Origin of the sequence: Lactococcus lactis (assembly GCF_029023865.1) — a bacterium.
Classification (GTDB): domain Bacteria; phylum Bacillota; class Bacilli; order Lactobacillales; family Streptococcaceae; genus Lactococcus; species Lactococcus lactis.
The window spans coordinates 1432640-1452550 of the sequence record NZ_CP118969.1; the positions used below are offsets into that span (position 1 = coordinate 1432640).

The window sequence follows — 19911 nt, forward strand, 5'->3', positions numbered from 1 at the left end:
TTATTTTTATTATTAGTTTCTTGAGTTTAATCATTTCTGTCAGTAAATTTTACTGACAAGAACAGTCCTGACAGTCTTCTTCACATCCGAGATTTTGAAAACTTAAACCAGTGATTTCTGTCAAATCTTCCACCATTGGATAGTCACCAATCAATGTTATTTCGCCATCTACAAGGGTCAGAGGTAAGACATCCTTTTTTCCCAACATTTGTGTCACTTGAGGATAGTTTTGAAAAATTTCTGACTGATTCTTTAAATTATAACGTGCCATTTGCAAGTCTTCACCACATTTAAAAGCAGCAAAAACTTGGGTTAATGTCATCATTTCATTACTAAATTCGGGAATATCTTCCTCAAAAAGTTCAATTTTCATCTTAATGTCCTGTCTTTTGTCATTAAAATTATTATATCAAAAGAGCAGGGCAAATTCACTAACGGAGACGCCAAGGAATAAAGGTCCGAATATCTTCGTTATTATAACCTATAAGTAAACGGCGGTCATCAAAAGTAATTGGTGAACGCAATAATTGCTGATTTTTCAAAATAAATTGAATCATTTGCTCCGTCGAAATTTGGTCCATATCACAAGAACTTCTTAGTTCCGAATAAAGTTTGGGTGCTTTTGATTCCGAAACAATAATTTCTTCAAAACCTTTATTTGAAAGCTCTAAAACTCTGACAATATCTTCTTTGCATAATGAAGTTTTGGAAATGACAACATAAGGAATATTTCGCTTTTTAAACCAACTGGTAACGCGCTCAGCTGACTGGTTTGAACTTGATTTTTGGTAGATTTTAATCATCTTCACGCTCCTCTCCTTTATAAAATCTATTGTAACTCATTTTTGCGATTAAAAATTCAGACTTGAGATGTATTTCTTAATTTTAATTTATTTTTGTCAGTAAATTTTTAGAATATTTTTACTGACAGATTCTGTCAGTAATTTTTGCCCCAAAAAAGCCCTTGGTCAGTAAAACCAAGGACTATATTAGGAAATTCCATCAATTTTAATTTCAACTAATCCTCTGACAGCATTTGTCATATAAAAACGATCGTAAGTTTTCAAATCAGAAATCGCAATATCTTTATATATTAGCGTATGATTTTTCGCAAATAAATCTAAAAAAGTTCCTTTTAGAGCATATTTGGCTGGCGTTTCGTACTGATTCCCCTTTTTTGCCACAAAATTTCCGATTGATAATTCACTGATCAAACCATCTGTATGAAATAGAATATCTTGAAACCCTTCTTTTTTCGCTTCTAAGACTTCCTGACGAAAGACCTTTTGAAAATCTGGGCCTGAAAGTTTAAAGTTAGACAAAAGACTAGGTTTGTCATTAATTGACGACAGTTTAACTCGATAGGCCTCATTTGAATGGGTCAACTGACGAATCCCAGGGGTCAAAGAATCTCCGTCAGTACTGATACGTAAAACCCCGTCAGTAACCTTTTGGGCAAATATTCTCAATTTTTCTTCCAAATCTGCATGATGGTATTGTTTTTTCAAGCGATTGACATGACCCTCTAAATTTAACAATTCACCATTTTTAACAAGGCCTGTTGTAAATAAAATACTTGGAACATCTTTCAGGCCTAATATATCTAAAAAGGGTTTTGCTTTTAGTAAAATCTCTGAAAACTCTGCTTCTGCTTCGCTCTCGAACGTAATTCCACCGCCTACACCAAGCTGATAATGCTCACCGTCATGAACTAATGTCCGAATCACGATGTTCATATCCAAATCCATTTCTCGACTTAACCAACCCTGCATCCCTGTATAAATTCCTCTAGGTTGTTTTTCAACTTCCTTAATAATCTCCATTGCCCGCTTCTTAGGTGTACCTGTGATTGAACCTCCCGGAAATAAAGCCGTCATAAATTCTGAAAAAGTCAAATCTTCTTTAATTCTACTTTTTATTGAAGTCACCAGTTGATGAACATGAGAAAAAGTTTCAATTTCTGCAAATTTAGGGACAGACAAAGAAAAAGGTTGACTAATTCGGGCAATATCATTACGCAATAAATCCGTCACCATCAGTAACTCAGACCGTTCTTTACTACTGTCGGAAAGTATTTTCTTTTGTAATCTATCAGCTACAACATTTTCTCCTCTGGCAATTGTTCCTTTAATGGGTTTTGAAATTAATGCTCCATTATGAATAGAAACAAAGCGTTCAACAGAACTTGAAATTTGCGTCATTTTCCATTCAGGATATTGTAAAAATGATGAGAAAGGAGCAGGAATTTGTTTCCTTGTTTTCTTAAAAACATCAATAGGTTTTTGATCGGACCAAATTTCAAATTGTTGCGTCAAATTGGCAACATAAATATCGCCAGCCTTCATATAATCTTGTATTTTTTTTATTGAAGCAATATATTCTTGCCTCGTTTGGTCAATAAAAACAGCCCCTATGCCATTCTGAACATCGAACTCAATCTCTGAATCCACTTCAATTTCTTCCGATTCAGTCAGCCAATATTGGCCATCAGTTTGTTCAAATTGCACGACACGTAACAGTTTTGTTCTATGGTCAAAAAGTAAAACTTCATCATAAGCTGCAAAACAAGCCGGATCTTGCTCATAACTTACAAAACCCAATAATTCTGGATAAAAAGGCCAATTTTTAGGTCGTTCAACTCTCTCATCCTTCAGCAAATCTACCGCATCTAAAAAATTGAACTTCTTTTTTTCACCATTAAAAAACACTTGACCCTTATATTTTGAAACCTTTTTATAAGGTTTATGAGCTAAAATACTATAATGCTCATTTTCGGTCACCTGACTACTATGTAAAAAAACAATTTCTTCATCTGACCGATAATATTTTAGGAAAATTTTCCAAATATCCGTATTTTTTATTATAAATTCCTTCAAAAGACTACACCACTTTCAAAAAATTATTTAACATTTCATGACCATATTCAGTAACTAAACTTTCTGGGTGAAATTGTAAAGCCCACAATTTTAATTTTGGCTGATGAATGGCCTGAATAACACCATCCTCACTCTGCGCATCAATTTCAAAATCATCAGGTAGTTTATCGACAATCAACGAATGATAACGTGCAACTTTCAAATTTTGTGGAAGTCCTTTAAAAATTCCTTGATAATTATGACGAATGACAGAAATTTTTCCATGCATTGGCCTCTCACCAAGAACAACATTTCCTCCAAAACATTCAGCAATGACTTGCTGACCCAAGCAAATTCCTAACATAGGAATTTTTCCAGCGTATAGTTGAACTACATCCCTACTAAAAACGGCTTCTTTTGGTGTTTTTGGACCTGGAGAAATGATAATCGCATCATAATTTTCACAAATAAAATCCGGAGAAATTCTAATTTTCTGACTCATTTTATCTTGGTCATTAACCACTGTTACACTACAATCTAATTCCTCAAAATACTGTGCAAGCAAATAAGTAAATGAATCATAATTATCAATTAATAGCAATTTCATTTCAGCCTCCTTTTTTAATTATACTAAAATATTTATTAAGTTAAGTATTTTAATCAGTCTAATTTCAAATCTATAAAGCGAATATTTCCTCATAAATTAATTAATTTACATATTTCAAAAAAGAACTAAAATTAAGTCCTTTTTTGAAAGTATATGAATTTTAAAGACTATTTAGCAAGACCTTTATAAATTTGATCTAAATTCCATTTCATCATACTATAGTAGCTATCCCCATTTTCCCCTTTTTTCGCCACTGAATCTGTAAATATTGTTGAATAAATTGGAATTCCTGTATCCTTAGAAACAGTTTTCATTGGTCGATTATCAACACTACTTTCTACAAAAAGCGATTTGAGTTCAGTAGCTCTTAACTTTCTAACCAGATTTTTTATTTGATCTGGCGTGCCTTCTTCTTCTGTATTTATCTCCCAAATATAAGCAGAGGGAATATTATAAGCCTTAGAAAAATATTTAAAACAACCTTCGCTCGTTACAATCATCTTTTCATTTTCAGGTATTAAAGAAAATTTAGATTTTGCTTGCTGATCAAGATCAGATAATTTTTTAACATATTTATCTAAATTATGTTTATAAAAATCCTTATTAACTGGGTCTTTTTTAGATAACTGTTGTTCAATATTTTTTGCATAAATAATCCCGTTCTCTAAATTGAGCCAAGCATGCGGGTCTTCTTTTCCTTCAGTGTTCTTTCCTTCAAGATAAATGACCTCAACTCCAGTGCTTACAGGAAAATAATCAATATTTTCTTTTTTATTTGCATTATTCACTAGTTTTGTAAACCATGCATTTCCACCTGTTTCCAAGTTTAAACCATTGTAAAAGATTAAATCTGCTTTAGAAGTTTTTTGAACATCTACAGGCAATGGTTCATATTCATGCGGGTCTTTTCCAACCGGAACTATACTATGCAAATTGATTTTATCATCAGCAATATTTTTTGTGATATCTGCCAAAATTGAATTAGTCACGACCACATTTATTTTTTTATCTGTGACTTGGTCTGTTTTTTTATTTGAGCAACCTACTAGAAAAACGATAGCAGCTAGTGCTATAAAAGTTATCAATATATTTTTATATTTTTCAATCATCAATTTTAACCTTCTTTTTTATAAAATTTTGTTTTGGTGAAACTAAAAAACTAATTGCAAAAATGATAGCTGAAGTAATGACAATGCTTGAACCGACAGCAATATTAAAGCTGTAACCTATAAATAAACCTAAAACGGAAGAAACTGCCCCTAGTGAAGAGGAGAGAATTATCATTTTCCTCAAGCTATTTGTATATAAATATGCTGTTGCTGCTGGCGTAATTAACATAGCAACAATTAAAATAGTTCCGACGCTTTGCATCGCAGTTACGGATACTAACGTCAATAAAACCATCAAAAGATAGTGATATAAATTAACTTTCATTCCAATTGCTCTTGCCATTAAGGGGTCAAATGATGTAATTAAAAGTTCCTTAAAAAAAAGGATGATTACTATTAAAACAATTCCCGAAACTCCTATTGTCAGCCATTTATCAATATCTTGTACAGCTAAAATATTTCCAAAAAGAATATGGAACAAATCTGTTGAACTATTGGCAACTCCGATTAATATAACACCTAAGGCTAGAAACGAACTAAATGTAATTCCAATTGCAGTATCACCTTTGATAATACTATTATTTTTTATGAAAGTAATAATTATTGACGACAATAATCCAAAAATAATTGCCCCTACAAAGAAATTTATTCCTAAAATATAAGAAATGGCTACACCTGGAAGTACTGCATGAGAAATCGCATCTCCCATTAAGGACATTCCTCTTAAAATAATAAAACAGCCAACTGCTCCTGAAACTATCCCTATCACTACCGCAGTAACTAAAGAATTTTGTAAAAAGTGGAACTCATATAAACCATTTATAAAATTTTCTATCATTTAATTCCTAATCTCCTATAAAAATATTATCACCGTAAGCTTTTTTCAAGTATTTTTGACTAAAGTTCTCATTTATCGGTCCATATGCAATTAATTCTCTATTTAAAATAATTATGTCATCAAAATACTCTTTCACTTTACTCAAATCATGATGCACAATTAAAATGGTCTTCCCTTGATGTTTCAAATCCTGAAGAATATCCATAATAATTTTCTCGCTTATCGAATCAATCCCAACAAATGGTTCATCTAAAAATATATAGTCTGCTTCTTGGACCAGACATCTTGCTAATAAAACTCTTTGAAACTGACCACCTGATAGTTCTCCTATCTGTCTGTTTTCATAGTCTAGTAAATTAACTTTCTGTAAAGCTTCAGATACTCTAGACCATTCCTTTGCACCAAGTTTCTGAAACAATTTTAATCCTGTATAAGTTCCAAGAGATACACACTCCTTTATCTTAATTGGAAAAGTATGGTCAATGTCACTTTTTTGCTCTACATAAGCAATCTTTTTCAATTGTTTTTTACTTACCTCACCATTTATCAGTATTTCTCCAGAATGTGGAACAATATTAAGAATTGCCTTGATTAAAGTAGATTTTCCTGCACCATTTGGTCCGATAATACCAGTGATTCTCCCAGGTATAACTTCTAGTTGAATATCTTTCAGGACTTTATTTTCATTATAGAATACATTTAAATTCTTAGTATTTATCATTGTTTTTCTCCTTATGATAGTAAATCAAAACTAATTAATCCTTCTCACGATTATAGCATGACCTAAAAATTAAATCAATATATTTTGCAAAGGCTATCTATTTTTAATATTATTTAATATATTTGAAAACTCACCAGTTTTCTTTCAATACTAAATTCCAGAATTTATTCTCAAAAAGTTTAAGTCATAAGTTTAGATTCCTACACTATTATTTGTTATACTTCAAGTAAGAACATTTAGATAGCGTTTTCATATACACAAGGAGGAAAAGAATATGACAACTATGGTTTTTGTAAATTTTCCAGTTACTGATATTAAGAAATCAACCGCTTTTTACGAAAAAATAGGTTTCAAAAAGAACCCCGATTTCTCGGATGAGTTAGTTAGTTGTATGATTTGGGATGAAAATTTCTTTATCATGCTATTATCACGCGCTCGTTATAAAACATTTATTGGCGAAAAAGAAATTGCAGATACGAAGTCATCAAGTTCAGCATTAATTTCTTTTACTTTTGCAAACGCTCAGTCTGTGAAGGATTTCGGAAAATTAGCGGATGAAAATGGTGGAAAAACTATCCATTTGGATAATGGTATTCCTGAAGAAATGATGTATGGTCTAGAAGTCCAAGACCCTGATGGTAATTGTTTAGAGCCCGTGTGGATGAATCCTGAAATGGCTAACAATTAATCCAACTCCGTATATAAAAAAGCAAGAAATTAGAAACTTCTTGCTTTTTTTATTAGATATAACTTTTATACAGTTTTATTTAATTATCGTAAAAACCCATTTGAAAAATATATACAACTTCTTCTCTATTAAAGTAACGAATAGAGTCAGAATTTTGGTATCCCTCTGGAGCTACGATAGCTGCATAATCAAATTCACGTTTAGTATCTACTTTCATTTGTTTTTGTCCAATAATCATCAGCTTTTCTTTTCCACCAGCAACTAAAACAACACTTCCAATCGGTAAAAATTCCTTTAAACTCTTCTTTTCCATTATTTTCCTACTAATATATTTTTATTCACTTATATCAAATAATTGTATCATTTCCTAACTTGTAAAGCTATAATAGACATATATAAATTACGTTTATTTTAAAAACTTATTGTGATAAGCCGAAGAGTTATTTAATGACAGATTTAATATTACTTCTACCATCCCCCATTTTATTTATGATAATTTGTTGTCCAATAGTTGCTTTCATTTCCTCTACATGGCTAATTACTCCAACTAATCTATTTTCACCAATTTGTTCAAGAGCTTGCATTGCTTTTTGTAATGTTTCTTGGTCAAGAGAACCAAATCCTTCATCAATAAATAGTGCTTCTATTTGGACACCATTAGCTGTATTTTGTACGACTTCACTTAAAGCCAAAGCAATTGACAATGCGGCTATAAATGTTTCTCCACCCGATAAGGTATCAGCTGAACGAGCCGCCCCTGTTTCATTATCATAAATATTAATATCTAAGCCATGATCCATTCGTCGATTATTTCCCTCGCCAGCAAGTTCAAATCGATATCTATTGTTTGACAACTGATTAATAAAATGAAGGTTAGCATAATCAAGAATTTTTTCTAAATAATTTTGAACCACATATGTTTCAAGCCTTAGTTTATCTTCGGAAGCTCTACCTGAAATTGCATTATAAAGCTTAGTAATTGCAGATTTTTTGCTAGCATCCTTATCTTGTTGTTTTATGACTTTTTTTAATTCACTAAGAATTGACTTCGCTTGCTCTACTTCATTTTCAGCAGACACCAATTTTTTTTGCAAAAAAACATAGTTTTCATTTGTCTGTTTTTTTTCTTCTTCAATCAATGCAAGATTTGGTCGCTTTTTATTTTGAATTAATTGCTGAATATTTTTAATTTCGACTTTCAATCTTGCTTTATCTGCTTTATATTGTTCAACTTTTTGGGAAATCTGAATTAAATCATCATCATAAGCCCACTCTTTTAATATTTGAAATTCTGTCGTGAATGCCTCTTGCTCAGAAAATTTTTCTTTTATTTTTTCTTTATTGGCGCTTATCCTTTCAAGTAATGTTGCTTCTTGACTTTCAAATGAATTTAAGCTGGCCGTTTGTGAAGAAATTTTTATTTTAATATCTGAAAGTTGTGCCATTAGTTCTGACAGATGTTTTTCAAATAAATCAGCTTTTTCCATTAGCCTATTTCGCTTCCTTATCAAATTATAACTTGTTTCAGTAATCCCTATCTCCGTTATTTCAGCGTTTAAATTTTCTATCTGTCTATTAAACTCTTGATTACTATATTCAAAGTCTTTTACTTTTTCCTGTAATTCAAGTTTTTTTGACTCCAAATCAGCAAGCTTTACTTTTGTTTCATCATTTTTTACCTCTTCCAACTCTAACGATTTCGTTAAATTTAAAAGACTTTCATCAATAGATACTTCATCAAAGGAATCCGGAAATATTTGTGAATAATCAGCAATAAATTCACTATAAAGAATTGAAAGTTCTTTTTCAAACTCATCTGCCTCTATTTTTTTCAAATCAAGACTAGTTTTAAGTTCAGTCTTTAATTGTTGTAATTGTTTATTTTTCTCCAAAAGGACTGTTTGTTTCTTTTGTGATTCATCAATCTCTTTCAATAAATTTCCAAGTTCTTTATAAGAGCTTTCTTCAATAGTTTCTGTAAACGGATGTTCTAATGCACCACACACGGGACATGCTTCGCCTTCTTGCAACTCAGATTGCAGCTGTGCGATCATCAAGCGTCTTCTACCTTTTAATTTTTCATTATAAGCAAATTTAGCCTTTTCTAGATTGTCCTTATTTTCAGAAAGCGCTATTGTGTTTTCTTTTAATTTTAATTCTAACCCAACAATATCATCTTTTGAATGTTTCACTTTCTGAAAGGTCGGAATTAATTTCCCTCGAAATGTTAATTCTAATTGATTTCTCTCTTCTCTTTTATTAATAAAGTAATCATCAGAAATAACATCATCTTGAAGAGTTGAAATATTTTCGGCTGCTTGTCCCAAGTTAGCTTTAAAACTTTCTAGTAGTGTGAGATTATCAGCTTGCTCTAACTTTAACTCCTCTACCTTTGATTGTTTTTTTTCTACTTGAAGTGATAGCTGAATCTGGATAAATATTTTTTCTGCTACTTTTTTATTCTCATTAATATTTTCTTGCTGTTTATTTAAGTCCTCTTTTTCGTTTGTTAATTTTTTCAAAAGAATTTCATCTTTTGCTTTTTCAGAAATTATCCCAGCAATATTATTTTTTAAACTTTTTGACTGTTTTATATCTTGTTCTAATTCATGAATACTTTCTTTTAAGGGAGAGGCCCATTTCAATTTTTTTAGATATTCGGAATTTCCTTCAAAAATAGCTGACTTTTCAATAATATTCTGCTGGTAATCATTTTCTAAATTATTTAGATTTTTAAACTGATTTTCTAATTCCAGCGCGGATTTATAAGCTATTTCTATCGAAATTACTTTTTCTTCTTGTTCAAAAGTTTGACCTTCTATCTCATTTTTTCTCGCAACACGATCCTTCCATAGAGACGTGACTAGATCCAGTTTTTCTTGTTCAGCTGCATCTTCTAGTTCTTTTAATTCAATAGGATTCCAAATTGATGATTCATATAAATTTTGTTGTTTTCGATCATATTCTAAATAAACAACATTCATCTCTGAATTTTTAGCCTTTATCTCATTGCTAAAAGATGTAAAAATGTAGGTACCAAATATTCTTTTTAATATTGCCTCTTTATCTGGAGTAGAAGACTTCAAAAATCTCGAAAAATCATTTTGAGGTAGAAGAATTATTTTTTTAAATTGTTCGGCATTCAGATGTAAAAGACGAGTGATTTCTTCTCCAACGTTTTTAGGATTTATTGCAATATTATTTTTCTCGATTCCTTTTACTCTATCTACAATAGCTAATTTCGCTGTTGATTTTTGAAGAGTAGATCCACTGCCTCGTTTCTTTGAGAGTTTTTGTTCAGGACTTCTTTCAATTCTGTATAAAAGATTTCCTTGTTTAAAATAAAATGTCACGCTTGTCCTATCATCAGCTGTTGCAAACTGACTTCTCATTTCTTTGGCATCTCTATCACCCGTTGTTGTTCCAAACAAAGCATATGTCATCGCGTCAAATATCGTGGATTTTCCAGCGCCTGTGTCCCCACTAATTAGAAATATAGGAGATTCATCTAGCAGTCGAAAATCTACGACAGAATTCTCATGGGGGCCAAAATAATTCATTTCCAAATATATAGGCTTCATTTTTATTTTTCTCCTTCTAATTCATTAAATGTACTTTCGATGATTGCTGTTTGTACATCATCTAGCGTTTCCCCTGTAGTAAATTTATAAAAACTAGAAAGAATTTCCACATTATCTAACGTTTCAATATCTTGACTCCTACTTCTTGTTAATTGTTTTTTTTCAAATTGATAGTCAAGTTCTATAATTGTTCCATAAATCTTTTGGAGTTGGGCACGTAAATTTTGTCCCACGAGTTTCGTCCGATCAAAATTTTTAATTGTAATCGCAAACCAAGCTTTATTAAGTGGTTGCCTTTCATAAAAATCACGGTTTATTAGTTGCTCCCATTCTTCTTCAAGAACTACTAAATCTGTTTTAACTTGTAATGGAAGAAAGTTAGAATTGAGCATTTTTTCTTTAATTTCAACAACAAAGATTCCTTTTTGTGTTGACGCTTCTTTGGTATTAAATTTTACTGGACTTCCCGAATACTGTACTTTATCACTTGGGGAAGCTAACCTAGTATGAATATGACCTAACGCAACATAATCAAAATCTGCAAACTGTGAAACATTTAAGGTCGATAATCCACCTACTTTAGATGAGGTTTCACTTGTTAAAACAATTTCTTCTTTATGAGGACTCACCGCAAAATGAGTGACTAAAACCTGATTTTTCTTATTATTGAACTGACTTTTCATCTTAGAAATTACCAATGTCATCGCATCATCAATTGTCTTAATTTGCTTTGTGTCCTCTTCATCTAATCCCTGATTCGAAAAATATATTCTTGCATCCATTGGGTCAAAAAAGGGAAGTAAAAAAATCTGAGTTTCTTTTGTTTCCACTGGAATAAAGGCTTCCTCAAGGGATGTTCGTAGATGTAAATTATTATAATCCAACCAGTCCTTAGCATAACTTAGTCTTTTGGCTCCATCATGATTCCCTGAAATCATATAAATAGGAAACTTTTCTATAATATTCATCTCTCTCAGCATCTGATTGAATGTTATGACTGATTCTGCACTCGGAACTGCTCGGTCATAAAGATCTCCAGCAATGATAATTCCATCAACTTGATTTTGTTTTGCCAAAGATAAAATTTGCTCAAATGCATATTTTTGTTCTTCCAATAAAGAAAAACCATTGAGTGTTCTTCCAATATGCCAGTCTGATGTGTGTAAAAATTTCATATCTCTATCCCCCAAAAATAATCTTAATCCTTATAATATTCACCTTTCATTATAACATTATCAAATAGTTTTATATTATTCATTGATAGAATATCTGATAAAACAAAAATACTAGCATTAACACTAGTATTTCAATAAATTCAATTATTTATTATTTTGCTTTTAATAACTCTTCTTTGCTGTGAACTAATTGTGTTAAGAAATCACAATAAGGTGTGGCTACCTTATATTTTTTACCTTTACGTGAAACAGCCCCATTAATGTAGTCAATCTCTGTCAATCGATTATTTTTAATCAAATCCTGATACATAGAAGGGTAATGTAATCCAATTGTGGATGGATCAAAACAGGTTTCAACGTGCTGAACTACTTCAGCAATATCAAGGTTTACATTCTCAAATTTTGCTACTGCTGCAAATTCATTAACAATAGTAACAACCATATCATGTGCTGGTTTTGTTTCACCCAATCCGGCCATATTAGTGTCTAAAATAGTACAAAGTCCATTCATTGTTCCATTAACACAAGCTTTTCTATAAATAGAATAATGAATATTGTTAGAATATTTAGCATTCAGTCCCGATTCTGATAATATTTCTGCTAACTTTTTAGCTGTTTCTTCCTCACCTGAAATAAGATTTTGTAGCTCAACCGAACCATCACCAAATAATTTAGCTTTACCTGGACCTTCTAATCCAGCAGTCCACATAGTATTACCAATAAAGATATTATTTTTCGAAACATATTTTTCTATAGTATCTTCGTGACCAATTCCATTTAGTAAGCAAAGTACCTTGGTATGCTCGTCAATTAATGGTTTAATATCTTGTAGCATCTTATCTAATTGCATGGCTTTTGTAAACAAAATAATTAAATCTGTTTTTTCTTTAGAAGAAATCTCAGATTGTAACTCAACCGATAGATGAGCGGTGAGTTCTTCTCCATTGTAATTAGCTCGCAAACCATGCTCTTTAATCGCTTTAACGTGTTCAGGCCATCCATCTATAAGGGTTACTTCATTGCCACCTTTATGAAGCATTAAACCAAAACGACTCCCCATCGCTCCTGCACCGGCAATTGTAATTCTCATTTTATCTCTCAATCTACATATTTTTTCCATAAAATAACTGAATTCGCTATTTTTAAACGAGTTCAGTTATAGTAATTTATAGATAACAAATTATTTATAGTTAAAATTGTAGCTTTTTATTAGTCAAAAATCAAAAATTAACTTTCAAAATATAAGACAGAGATATTTTGAAAATTCAACAAATCCTCACTAGATATTCTTATTTTGCCTGATCCCAAATTCGAACATTTTCAATAGCGGTCATCATGCCAAGCTGCCTGACTTTTCGTGTAAGAAATTTACGAATATCATCTTCATTATAGCCTACTTGCAACCTATGTTCATCCACCACAAGTGGACGACGCAGTAATTTTTGATTCTGAACAATTAACTCTACAAGTGAATTTAGAGTGAGCGCATCAAAATCAATGATTTTTGATAGTTTTTTATAAGCACTACTTCTTTTAGAGATAATTTCCTCTACTCCAGTTTCTGTTAATGAGAGTATTCTTAAAATATCTTTTTTTAATAAAGTATTTTCTAAGATACTTATTTCTTCAAATTCTAATTTGTTTGTAATTAACCATTGTTTCATTTTTTTACTTGAGCTACAGTTTGTCGAAGAAAATAATTTAATCATGGCATAATTTCCTTTTTTGTTTTTTATTATTTTTTTCTCATTTACAAATATATTATATTAAATCTTTTATTTTTTGTCAATATATATTATTATTTTTATTTAATTTTTTTGTTATTTAACTATAGTTTTTATGCATGCCCCTATTAAATAATAAAAGCCATCATTTTGATGGCTTTTGTTTAATACTTATTTTCTCCCCCCAGAAGTTAATGTCTTAAATTTATGCTTCCATTCGTTTTGGAACCATCGATTTTCAAAGGTGTCTGCAAGCAGAGTATTTCTCTCTGTTTGTTGTTTACTATTTTTGACCACTTTTACTGATATTTTTTTAGACAATTGATTTCCTCCCATTAGTGCTTTTAGATGATTAACCGAATAGGCCACCTCTAAAACTACTATATAGCTTAAAAAAAATCTAAAGGATATAGAGAATCATTTCATTCTCTTAACGTAATTATACCAAAAAAATAACATTTTATGAAGAAAAAAGCTTACTTTTGATATAGATAATTTGAATACCCCATTAAACAACAAAAAAGCCAGTCGAATGGACTGGCTCAATGTTTGTAATTTGAAAAGAATTTCAGAGATGTCAAGGTTGGATATGCCTTGACTCTCTTATTCTATCGTATTTTATAAACTTTAACTAATTATTTGTTTGAAAAATTTTATAGGTGTTAGCTTTCATCCTCCTTTTTATTTTTACGCCAGAACAATAGACTGCCAAGCAGAGATAGAATGACTGTTCCAATTACACCAAGCCAGCCAGTGTCTGCACCATTTGTTGCTGGTAATTTACCACTTGAGAAATACTTACCACCCATATTATCCCCACTATTACCTATTGCCATTCCAGAAGTCAAGACCGGAATAATAAAGTCTGTTGGATCACTTATATTTCCTGCAGCATCAGTTGCGGTAGCTGAAAGTTGAGTACCCGGTTTAACCCCCATCGGAAGTTTGATGCTATAGTTTCCATCTTTATCCACTATAGTAGTTCCCAAAACCTCACCAGTTGCTGGGTTTTTAATTGTTATTGTGGATCCAGGTTCCCCCTTACCACCTACTGTATAACCTGTATCAGTGTTCCCAGTTATTGTATCAACACTTGGAGCTTCTGGAGCAGTTGTGTCTGCTGGATCACTAACGACTAAGTTTTGGGTTACATCTTTATAACCTGATGCCGAATAAATCACCTTATAGGTTCCTTTTGATAGTTGCCCATTCGTTACTGCTATTCCTGAATTATTGGTGATTTTAGAAGTTACTGATATATCCGCACCAGCACTATTTTTCAAAGTTGTCGGAAGAGTCGCCGTCGCATCTGACGAGCCTACTGCCGAGGTCGTAGCTGTCAAATTACCAGTTGGTGCGACTAGAACGGGGCTCACTGGATCTGCTGGAGTAGTCGCTGAGGTTGGGGCACTCTCATTTCCAGCTTTGTCAGTCGCGGTTACAGTCAACGGAGCGTTAGGACCAACACTACCGGGAAGTGTCACACTATAATCACCAGTTTCACCAGCGGTACCTGTACCTATCGGCGTTCCTGTCTCATCTTTGACTGTGACTGTCGAACCTGGTTCGGCTGTCCCAGTCACAGTGTAGCCATTCGTGCTGTTCCCCGTCACATCATTGACAACTGGGGCAGATGGGGCGGTCGTATCTGCTGGGTCACTAACGACTAAACTTTGAGTCACATCGTCATAACCTGTGGCTGAATAGGTGACTGTGTAGGCGCCAGCTGTCAATTGACCATTCGTTACTGCTGTACCTGAAGCATTCGTGATTTTAGAAGTTACTGGTATATCTGCACCAGCACTATTTTTCAAAGTTGTCGGAAAAGTCGCGCTCGCATCTGCAGCACCAACCGCTGAAGTCGTAGCTGTCAAATCACCAGTTGGCGCGACAAGCGTTAAATTAACATCGCCAGCTAAATAAACATAGGAAATACCATTTGCACCACTCAGAATGTTAACATCCAGTAAAGTTGTCTGAACTGCGGATCCTACAAATTTTGCATCAATATCACTTTGGATAGTTGTTGGCGCTGTTATTTTGGTAGGAATAGTAATTGTTGTATCACCGAGAGCTGAGACATTTAACAATAAATCTAAAATATTACCTGTTCCATTAGTTAATGGTAATAAAACATCATCGATAGCTCCATTTAAAACCAACTTTAAAGGAGTTAAAGCAGCATTGACCGCTATAGCCCCTGGACCTGTTGCATTGAGATTATTAACAGCGGTTTCCAGGTTTTGAAGAATCGTTTTCACGTTCAGAGATAAAATATGTCCTACTCCATCATCTAATGGTGCACTAAGTAGTGCATTCTCATTACTTAATGTCGTTGTAGATGTAAATGTTCCACCGCCAATATCTTGAATTCCTCGTAAAAGGTTGAGCTGTTGAGTCACTTGAGCTAGGTTAAGAGTAACCAAAGGATTACTACTCAAGAGCGGAGCAATATCAGATATCAATGTATCTCCAGCATTCACAATAGCAGTAATGAGGGCAACTTTGTTGAAATCAATGGTGATATTGGTAGAGACTGAAGTATTCCCGGTAGCAGCCACATAACCTCGTAGCTCTGGCGGGACCACCAAAGTAGCATATCTTGTTCCTGGTAGTACAGAGATATTCGCTAAAGCACCACCAGAGATGGTAAAATCTACATTGTGGCTCCCTGAATTACTGGTCCATCGATTAGTTGTACTTGTACCACTATTATTACTTGAAGTGATATTTTGCAATAGGTCAATATTCAAGGCAGCTGCTTGTGCTGTGATCTGATTAGAAAGAAGGCTGTAAGCTGTTGGAATAACTACCGATGTCATTAATAGAGTTCCTGACATCGTTGCTGATAATACTTTACGTTTAGTAATAATTTTATTTTTCTTACGTGGTGGTTTTTGTTTCTGCATTTCCATTTTGTCAAATTCCTCCTAAATCGTTTGGGAAAATATCTTATGTTGATCAGGCATAAAATATTTTTAAGCAACATGTATTAAGTAATCTATTCTATACACTATTTATACATCATTTTTTTATAAAAAAACATAAAAATACTTTTGTTTTTGCTTGACCATTGCTGACTTTCACAAGAGCTTGTGTGAAAACAATTAAGTCTCAAATCCCCCGTTTTCAGGACCTTCTATCAATTTTAGATGACATTTTAAAAATAAAAAAAATCGCCAATGATAGCGATTTCTTTATTTTTATGTTTTTATTTTATTTTTGTATTTTTATTCTATATGATTTTATTTTGTATTTTATTTATTTCTCGGAATTTTCTTCTAACATTTTCATTCTACGCAAAAGTTGATGTTCTCCAAATAAAATTAGTAATAAAACCAAGCTCCAACCTCCAATTAGTCCTGCTGAATCGATGAGTGGTCGCCCAGTCTTTGAAATGAAAATACGAGTAGGATGGTCTTTAGCCACATATACAGTAATTTTTTTGCCATCATCTCCTAATTTTCTAAAATATACATCTAAAGGTCTTTTTTGATATTCTTTTCCTTCAAAACTGTATGTTACTTCATGGATTGCTTTAACCTCTGTTCCGTAAACAATTTTTCCTGAAACAGGTATTTTCTCTAAGTTTTTATTTGTTTGATGCAAGCCTAATAAAAAGAGAGCTCCTCCAAGCATTGCCACAGCAACGACAAACATGATAATCCGTAGAATACGCTCAACTATGCCGACAATTTTATTCATTTAATTATCCTATATTTTCTAATTTACTAATTTTCCTGAACTTATTTCTATTTTATTTTAACATTTTTTACTGATAAAAGTTACTTTCTCACTTATCCAAAGTTTTTTCAAAATTTTTGAAAGAAATACAAGCCCTTCTTTAATAATAGAAGAAAAATTACTCTTTTTTTGGTAAAATTGGCATAGAAATAATTATAAAACTTCTCATATTTACTGACAGGTTTGCCAATAAATCGAAAAGATATAATCACTCCCTAATTAACAGTGAAAACTGCTTATAAGAATTATAAAACGAAAGAGGCACCTAATGTCCTTTGATGGTATTTTTTTACACCACATGACGGCTGAACTTCAACCGTTGGTTGGTGGACGTATTCAAAAAATTAATCAACCTTTTGACCAAGAACTTGTTCTAACAGTTCGGTCAGCTGGTAAATCTCATAAACTTTTACTCTCAGCCCACCCTGTTTTTGGTCGTGTTCAGCTGACCAAAACTGATTTTCAAAATCCACAAAATCCAAATAATTTTGTGATGATTTTACGCAAATATTTAGCTGGCGCTTTTATTGAACAAATTGAACAAGTGGGCAATGATCGTCAGATTATTCTCCATATTTCAACCAAAGATGAAATTGGTGACAGTTTAAAAATTGCTTTAATTACAGAAATTATGGGTAAACATAGTAATATTATTCTACTAGAAAAAACCTCGCAAAAAATTATTGAATCCATTAAACATATTGGCTTTTCACAGAATCAATATCGCACAATTCTACCAGGTTCAACTTATATTGCACCACCTTTAAATACTGCTATTGACCCTTTCAAAGCTACTGACGAAGAAATTTTTGAAGCTTTACAAACTGAACAATTACAACAAAAATTACAAGGAATCGGACGTGATTCTAAAAATGCGTTGACAGGTCTGTCAGTAAAAGAATTCAATGAAAAATTACTGACAGTCACTCCATCAATTTATCCTAATGATACTTTTTCCAGTATCAAACTTGCTGACGAATTTGTAAGTTTTGACAGCCTCTCTGAAATGCTTGATACTTACTATGCGGATAAGGCCGAACGTGACCGTGTTAAACAGGTTGCTGCTTCTGTCATTAAAAAAATTCAAAATGAACTGAAGAAAAATCGTGATAAATTAAAAAAACAAGAACGAGAATTACTTGCGACTGACAACGCTGAAATTTTCCGTCAAAAAGGTGAACTGCTTAATACATTTTTAAATCAAGTTCCTAATGATAAAGCAAGTGTAACTTTGGAAAATTACTATACTAATGAACCAATTGAAATTGCTCTAAATCCAGCTTTAAGTCCTGTTCAAAATGCTCAACGTTACTTTCATCGTTATCAAAAATTGAAACAAGCCGTCAAATTTTTAGGAGAGCAAATTGCTAAAACCAAGGAAACGATTCATTATTTAGAATCTGTTGAATCAAATCTTGAAAATGCTGACGTTGCTGAAATTGCTGATATTCGTGAAGAATTAATTCAAACAGGCTATATTAAGCAAAAATATCGTAATAAAAAGCAAAAAATGCTCCCACCAGAAAAATATCAAGCTGAAGATGGAACAATTATTTTAGTAGGTAAAAATAACTTACAAAATGAACAAGTCAGTTTCAAACTTTCACGCCGTGGCGATCTTTGGTTTCACGTTAAGGATATTCCGGGAAGCCATGTTTTGATTACAGGAAATGCAAATCCATCTGATGAAACAATTACTTTTGCTGGGGAATTAGCAGCTTATTTCAGCAAAGCACGCTATTCCAACCTTGTTCAAGTAGATGTTTTGGATGTCAAAAAATTACACAAGCCAACAGGAACAGCTCCAGGGTTTGTTACTTATGACCGTGAAAAAACGATTCGAGTGACTCCTGACGAATCTGTCATTAAATCTCGCAAAATTGGTAAGTAAATTTTACTGACAAAACTTAATTTTTATATTGGAGAACAAATGTCTGAAATCATCAGCTGCCCTGTATGCAGCCACTTGCTCATAAAGGAACAAAATACTTATAAGTGTGAAAATAACCATACTTTTGATTTAGCTAAGGAAGGTTACCTCAACCTTCTTTTAAATGCCAAAAAAACTTCTGGCGACTCAAAAGAAATGATGGCAGCCAGACGCGACTTTCTCGCCAAAGGCTATTATGAAAAACTATCAGATAGAGTTAATCAAAGACTTAAAAAATCTCATTCAACTGACCAAGCTATCCTTGATATTGGTTGCGGCGAGGGCTACTACCTTTCACGCTTCCAAAAAGAGATTGCTCCGAAAGCCTCTAATTTCTATGGAATGGATATTTCTAAATTAGGAATTCGCATGGCAGCTAAAAAAAATCCAATGATTCATTGGTTAGTCGCTAATTTTGCCAAACTTCCTTTCAAGGACAAATCTGTCAGCACCGTTTTATCAATGTTTGCCGAATATTCTGTTCCAGAAATCGACCGAATTCTTACTGACGACGGAAATATTATTATTGTCAGAGCCGCAAACAATCATCTTATCGAATTAAAAAATATTATTTATCCTGAAATTCATGAAAAAGTAAAAACTTCATCTATCAAAACTTTCCCCGGCTTTTGCGTTGAACAAGAAAATTTTTCATATAAAGTTACCATTAAATCTACCGAAGATTTATTAAGTCTGCTATTGATGACACCACATTATTGGAAAATCAAACCAGAAGGAATTGAAAATTTAAAGAAATTTGAATCCTTGGAAGTAACAATCAGTATTGAAATTGATTTATTAAAGCGACAAAAAAAATCTTTTTAACTGAAAAATAACTGTATTTTAACCAAGCTTTTTTAAAAACCAATTATTAGGAAAAGCACTCTCATTATTGGAATGACGGGGCTTTCATAAATTGGACAAATTTGATATAATTAA

Annotated in this window: 18 protein-coding genes; 3 read left to right on the forward strand and 15 right to left on the reverse strand. The window is 32.5% G+C overall.

The window, feature by feature from the left end; translation table 11 throughout:
- Positions 1-49: 49 nt before the first annotated feature.
- From PYW37_RS07085 to PYW37_RS07115, 7 genes are all read right to left on the reverse strand, one after another.
- Positions 50-373, reverse strand: a complete 324-nt coding sequence (locus PYW37_RS07085) for an arsenic metallochaperone ArsD family protein (RefSeq protein WP_025016821.1) — start codon at positions 371-373, stop codon at positions 50-52.
- A gap of 58 nt (positions 374-431) precedes the next feature.
- Entirely contained in the window at positions 432-803 is a 372-nt protein-coding gene (locus PYW37_RS07090) for an ArsC/Spx/MgsR family protein (protein WP_017864571.1), read from the reverse strand.
- 186 nt (positions 804-989) lie between these two features.
- A complete protein-coding gene (gene pabB / locus PYW37_RS07095) occupies positions 990-2876 on the reverse strand; it encodes an aminodeoxychorismate synthase component I (RefSeq protein ID WP_023189168.1) in 1887 nt (628 codons plus the stop codon).
- A 4-nt stretch (positions 2877-2880) separates the two neighbouring features.
- A complete protein-coding gene (locus tag PYW37_RS07100) occupies positions 2881-3462 on the reverse strand; it encodes an anthranilate synthase component II (protein WP_023189167.1) in 582 nt (193 codons plus the stop codon).
- A gap of 167 nt (positions 3463-3629) precedes the next feature.
- The gene (locus PYW37_RS07105; protein WP_010905883.1) at positions 3630-4571 is read right to left on the reverse strand and encodes a metal ABC transporter substrate-binding protein; all 942 of its coding nucleotides are present in this window, start codon (positions 4569-4571) and stop codon (positions 3630-3632) included.
- The gene (locus tag PYW37_RS07110; RefSeq protein ID WP_023189166.1) at positions 4564-5409 is read right to left on the reverse strand and encodes a metal ABC transporter permease; all 846 of its coding nucleotides are present in this window, start codon (positions 5407-5409) and stop codon (positions 4564-4566) included. Before PYW37_RS07110 ends, PYW37_RS07105 begins: the two co-directional genes overlap by 8 nt.
- Positions 5410-5416: 7 nt before the next feature.
- Positions 5417-6130 (reverse strand): metal ABC transporter ATP-binding protein, encoded by a 714-nt coding sequence (locus tag PYW37_RS07115; protein WP_023189165.1) that lies wholly within the window; start codon positions 6128-6130, stop codon positions 5417-5419.
- A 274-nt stretch (positions 6131-6404) separates the two neighbouring features.
- Here PYW37_RS07115 and PYW37_RS07120 point away from each other — a divergent pair, with 274 nt between their 5' ends.
- The gene (locus PYW37_RS07120) at positions 6405-6818 is read left to right on the forward strand and encodes a VOC family protein (protein WP_017864575.1); all 414 of its coding nucleotides are present in this window, start codon (positions 6405-6407) and stop codon (positions 6816-6818) included.
- 79 nt (positions 6819-6897) lie between these two features.
- Here the strand turns inward: PYW37_RS07120 and PYW37_RS07125 are convergent, their stop codons facing one another.
- From PYW37_RS07125 to PYW37_RS07160, 8 genes are all read right to left on the reverse strand, one after another.
- On the reverse strand, positions 6898-7131 hold the full coding sequence (locus tag PYW37_RS07125; RefSeq protein ID WP_003131046.1) for a DUF4176 domain-containing protein: 234 nt from the start codon (positions 7129-7131) through the stop codon (positions 6898-6900).
- A 127-nt stretch (positions 7132-7258) separates the two neighbouring features.
- A complete protein-coding gene (locus PYW37_RS07130; protein WP_044009660.1) occupies positions 7259-10399 on the reverse strand; it encodes an SbcC/MukB-like Walker B domain-containing protein in 3141 nt (1046 codons plus the stop codon).
- Positions 10400-10401: 2 nt separating this feature from the next.
- Entirely contained in the window at positions 10402-11574 is a 1173-nt protein-coding gene (locus PYW37_RS07135; protein ID WP_023189163.1) for an exonuclease SbcCD subunit D, read from the reverse strand.
- Between the two features lie 151 nt (positions 11575-11725).
- Positions 11726-12664, reverse strand: coding sequence for a 2-dehydropantoate 2-reductase (locus tag PYW37_RS07140; RefSeq protein WP_021722833.1), 939 nt, complete (start codon positions 12662-12664; stop codon positions 11726-11728).
- Between the two features lie 199 nt (positions 12665-12863).
- The gene (locus PYW37_RS07145; RefSeq protein ID WP_023189162.1) at positions 12864-13283 is read right to left on the reverse strand and encodes a Spx/MgsR family RNA polymerase-binding regulatory protein; all 420 of its coding nucleotides are present in this window, start codon (positions 13281-13283) and stop codon (positions 12864-12866) included.
- 186 nt (positions 13284-13469) lie between these two features.
- Positions 13470-13619 (reverse strand): hypothetical protein, encoded by a 150-nt coding sequence (locus PYW37_RS07150; RefSeq protein WP_012897949.1) that lies wholly within the window; start codon positions 13617-13619, stop codon positions 13470-13472.
- 341 nt (positions 13620-13960) lie between these two features.
- Entirely contained in the window at positions 13961-16213 is a 2253-nt protein-coding gene (locus PYW37_RS07155; protein ID WP_023189161.1) for an adhesive domain-containing protein, read from the reverse strand.
- 346 nt (positions 16214-16559) lie between these two features.
- The gene (locus PYW37_RS07160) at positions 16560-17003 is read right to left on the reverse strand and encodes a hypothetical protein (protein WP_017864582.1); all 444 of its coding nucleotides are present in this window, start codon (positions 17001-17003) and stop codon (positions 16560-16562) included.
- Positions 17004-17310: 307 nt separating this feature from the next.
- On the opposite strand from PYW37_RS07160, the gene PYW37_RS07165 reads away from it, so the two are divergent.
- Positions 17311-18933: an Rqc2 family fibronectin-binding protein gene (locus PYW37_RS07165; RefSeq protein WP_012897952.1), complete on the forward strand. Its 1623-nt coding sequence runs from the start codon at positions 17311-17313 to the stop codon at positions 18931-18933.
- A gap of 39 nt (positions 18934-18972) precedes the next feature.
- Positions 18973-19797 carry a putative RNA methyltransferase gene (locus PYW37_RS07170; RefSeq protein ID WP_025017111.1) on the forward strand — a complete coding sequence of 275 codons (825 nt, stop codon included), beginning with the start codon at positions 18973-18975 and terminating at the stop codon, positions 19795-19797.
- Positions 19798-19911 lie beyond the last annotated feature (114 nt).

Bases quoted from the DNA above. Each gene is read 5' to 3' on its own strand.
- PYW37_RS07160 (WP_017864582.1), bottom strand. From the start codon at position 17,003: ATGAATAAAATTGTCGGCATAGTTGAGCGTATTCTACGGATTATCATG.
- PYW37_RS07120 (WP_017864575.1), top strand. From the start codon at position 6,405: ATGACAACTATGGTTTTTGTAAATTTTCCAGTTACTGATATTAAGAAA.
- PYW37_RS07130 (WP_044009660.1), bottom strand. From the start codon at position 10,399: ATGAAGCCTATATATTTGGAAATGAATTATTTTGGCCCCCATGAGAAT.
- PYW37_RS07135 (WP_023189163.1), bottom strand. From the start codon at position 11,574: ATGAAATTTTTACACACATCAGACTGGCATATTGGAAGAACACTCAAT.
- PYW37_RS07170 (WP_025017111.1), top strand. From the start codon at position 18,973: ATGTCTGAAATCATCAGCTGCCCTGTATGCAGCCACTTGCTCATAAAG.
- PYW37_RS07125 (WP_003131046.1), bottom strand. From the start codon at position 7,131: ATGGAAAAGAAGAGTTTAAAGGAATTTTTACCGATTGGAAGTGTTGTT.
- PYW37_RS07145 (WP_023189162.1), bottom strand. From the start codon at position 13,283: ATGATTAAATTATTTTCTTCGACAAACTGTAGCTCAAGTAAAAAAATG.
- PYW37_RS07105 (WP_010905883.1), bottom strand. From the start codon at position 4,571: ATGATTGAAAAATATAAAAATATATTGATAACTTTTATAGCACTAGCT.
- PYW37_RS07140 (WP_021722833.1), bottom strand. From the start codon at position 12,664: ATGAGAATTACAATTGCCGGTGCAGGAGCGATGGGGAGTCGTTTTGGT.
- PYW37_RS07115 (WP_023189165.1), bottom strand. From the start codon at position 6,130: ATGATAAATACTAAGAATTTAAATGTATTCTATAATGAAAATAAAGTC.
- PYW37_RS07110 (WP_023189166.1), bottom strand. From the start codon at position 5,409: ATGATAGAAAATTTTATAAATGGTTTATATGAGTTCCACTTTTTACAA.
- PYW37_RS07155 (WP_023189161.1), bottom strand. From the start codon at position 16,213: ATGGAAATGCAGAAACAAAAACCACCACGTAAGAAAAATAAAATTATT.
- PYW37_RS07090 (WP_017864571.1), bottom strand. From the start codon at position 803: ATGATTAAAATCTACCAAAAATCAAGTTCAAACCAGTCAGCTGAGCGC.
- PYW37_RS07165 (WP_012897952.1), top strand. From the start codon at position 17,311: ATGTCCTTTGATGGTATTTTTTTACACCACATGACGGCTGAACTTCAA.
- PYW37_RS07100 (WP_023189167.1), bottom strand. From the start codon at position 3,462: ATGAAATTGCTATTAATTGATAATTATGATTCATTTACTTATTTGCTT.
- PYW37_RS07085 (WP_025016821.1), bottom strand. From the start codon at position 373: ATGAAAATTGAACTTTTTGAGGAAGATATTCCCGAATTTAGTAATGAA.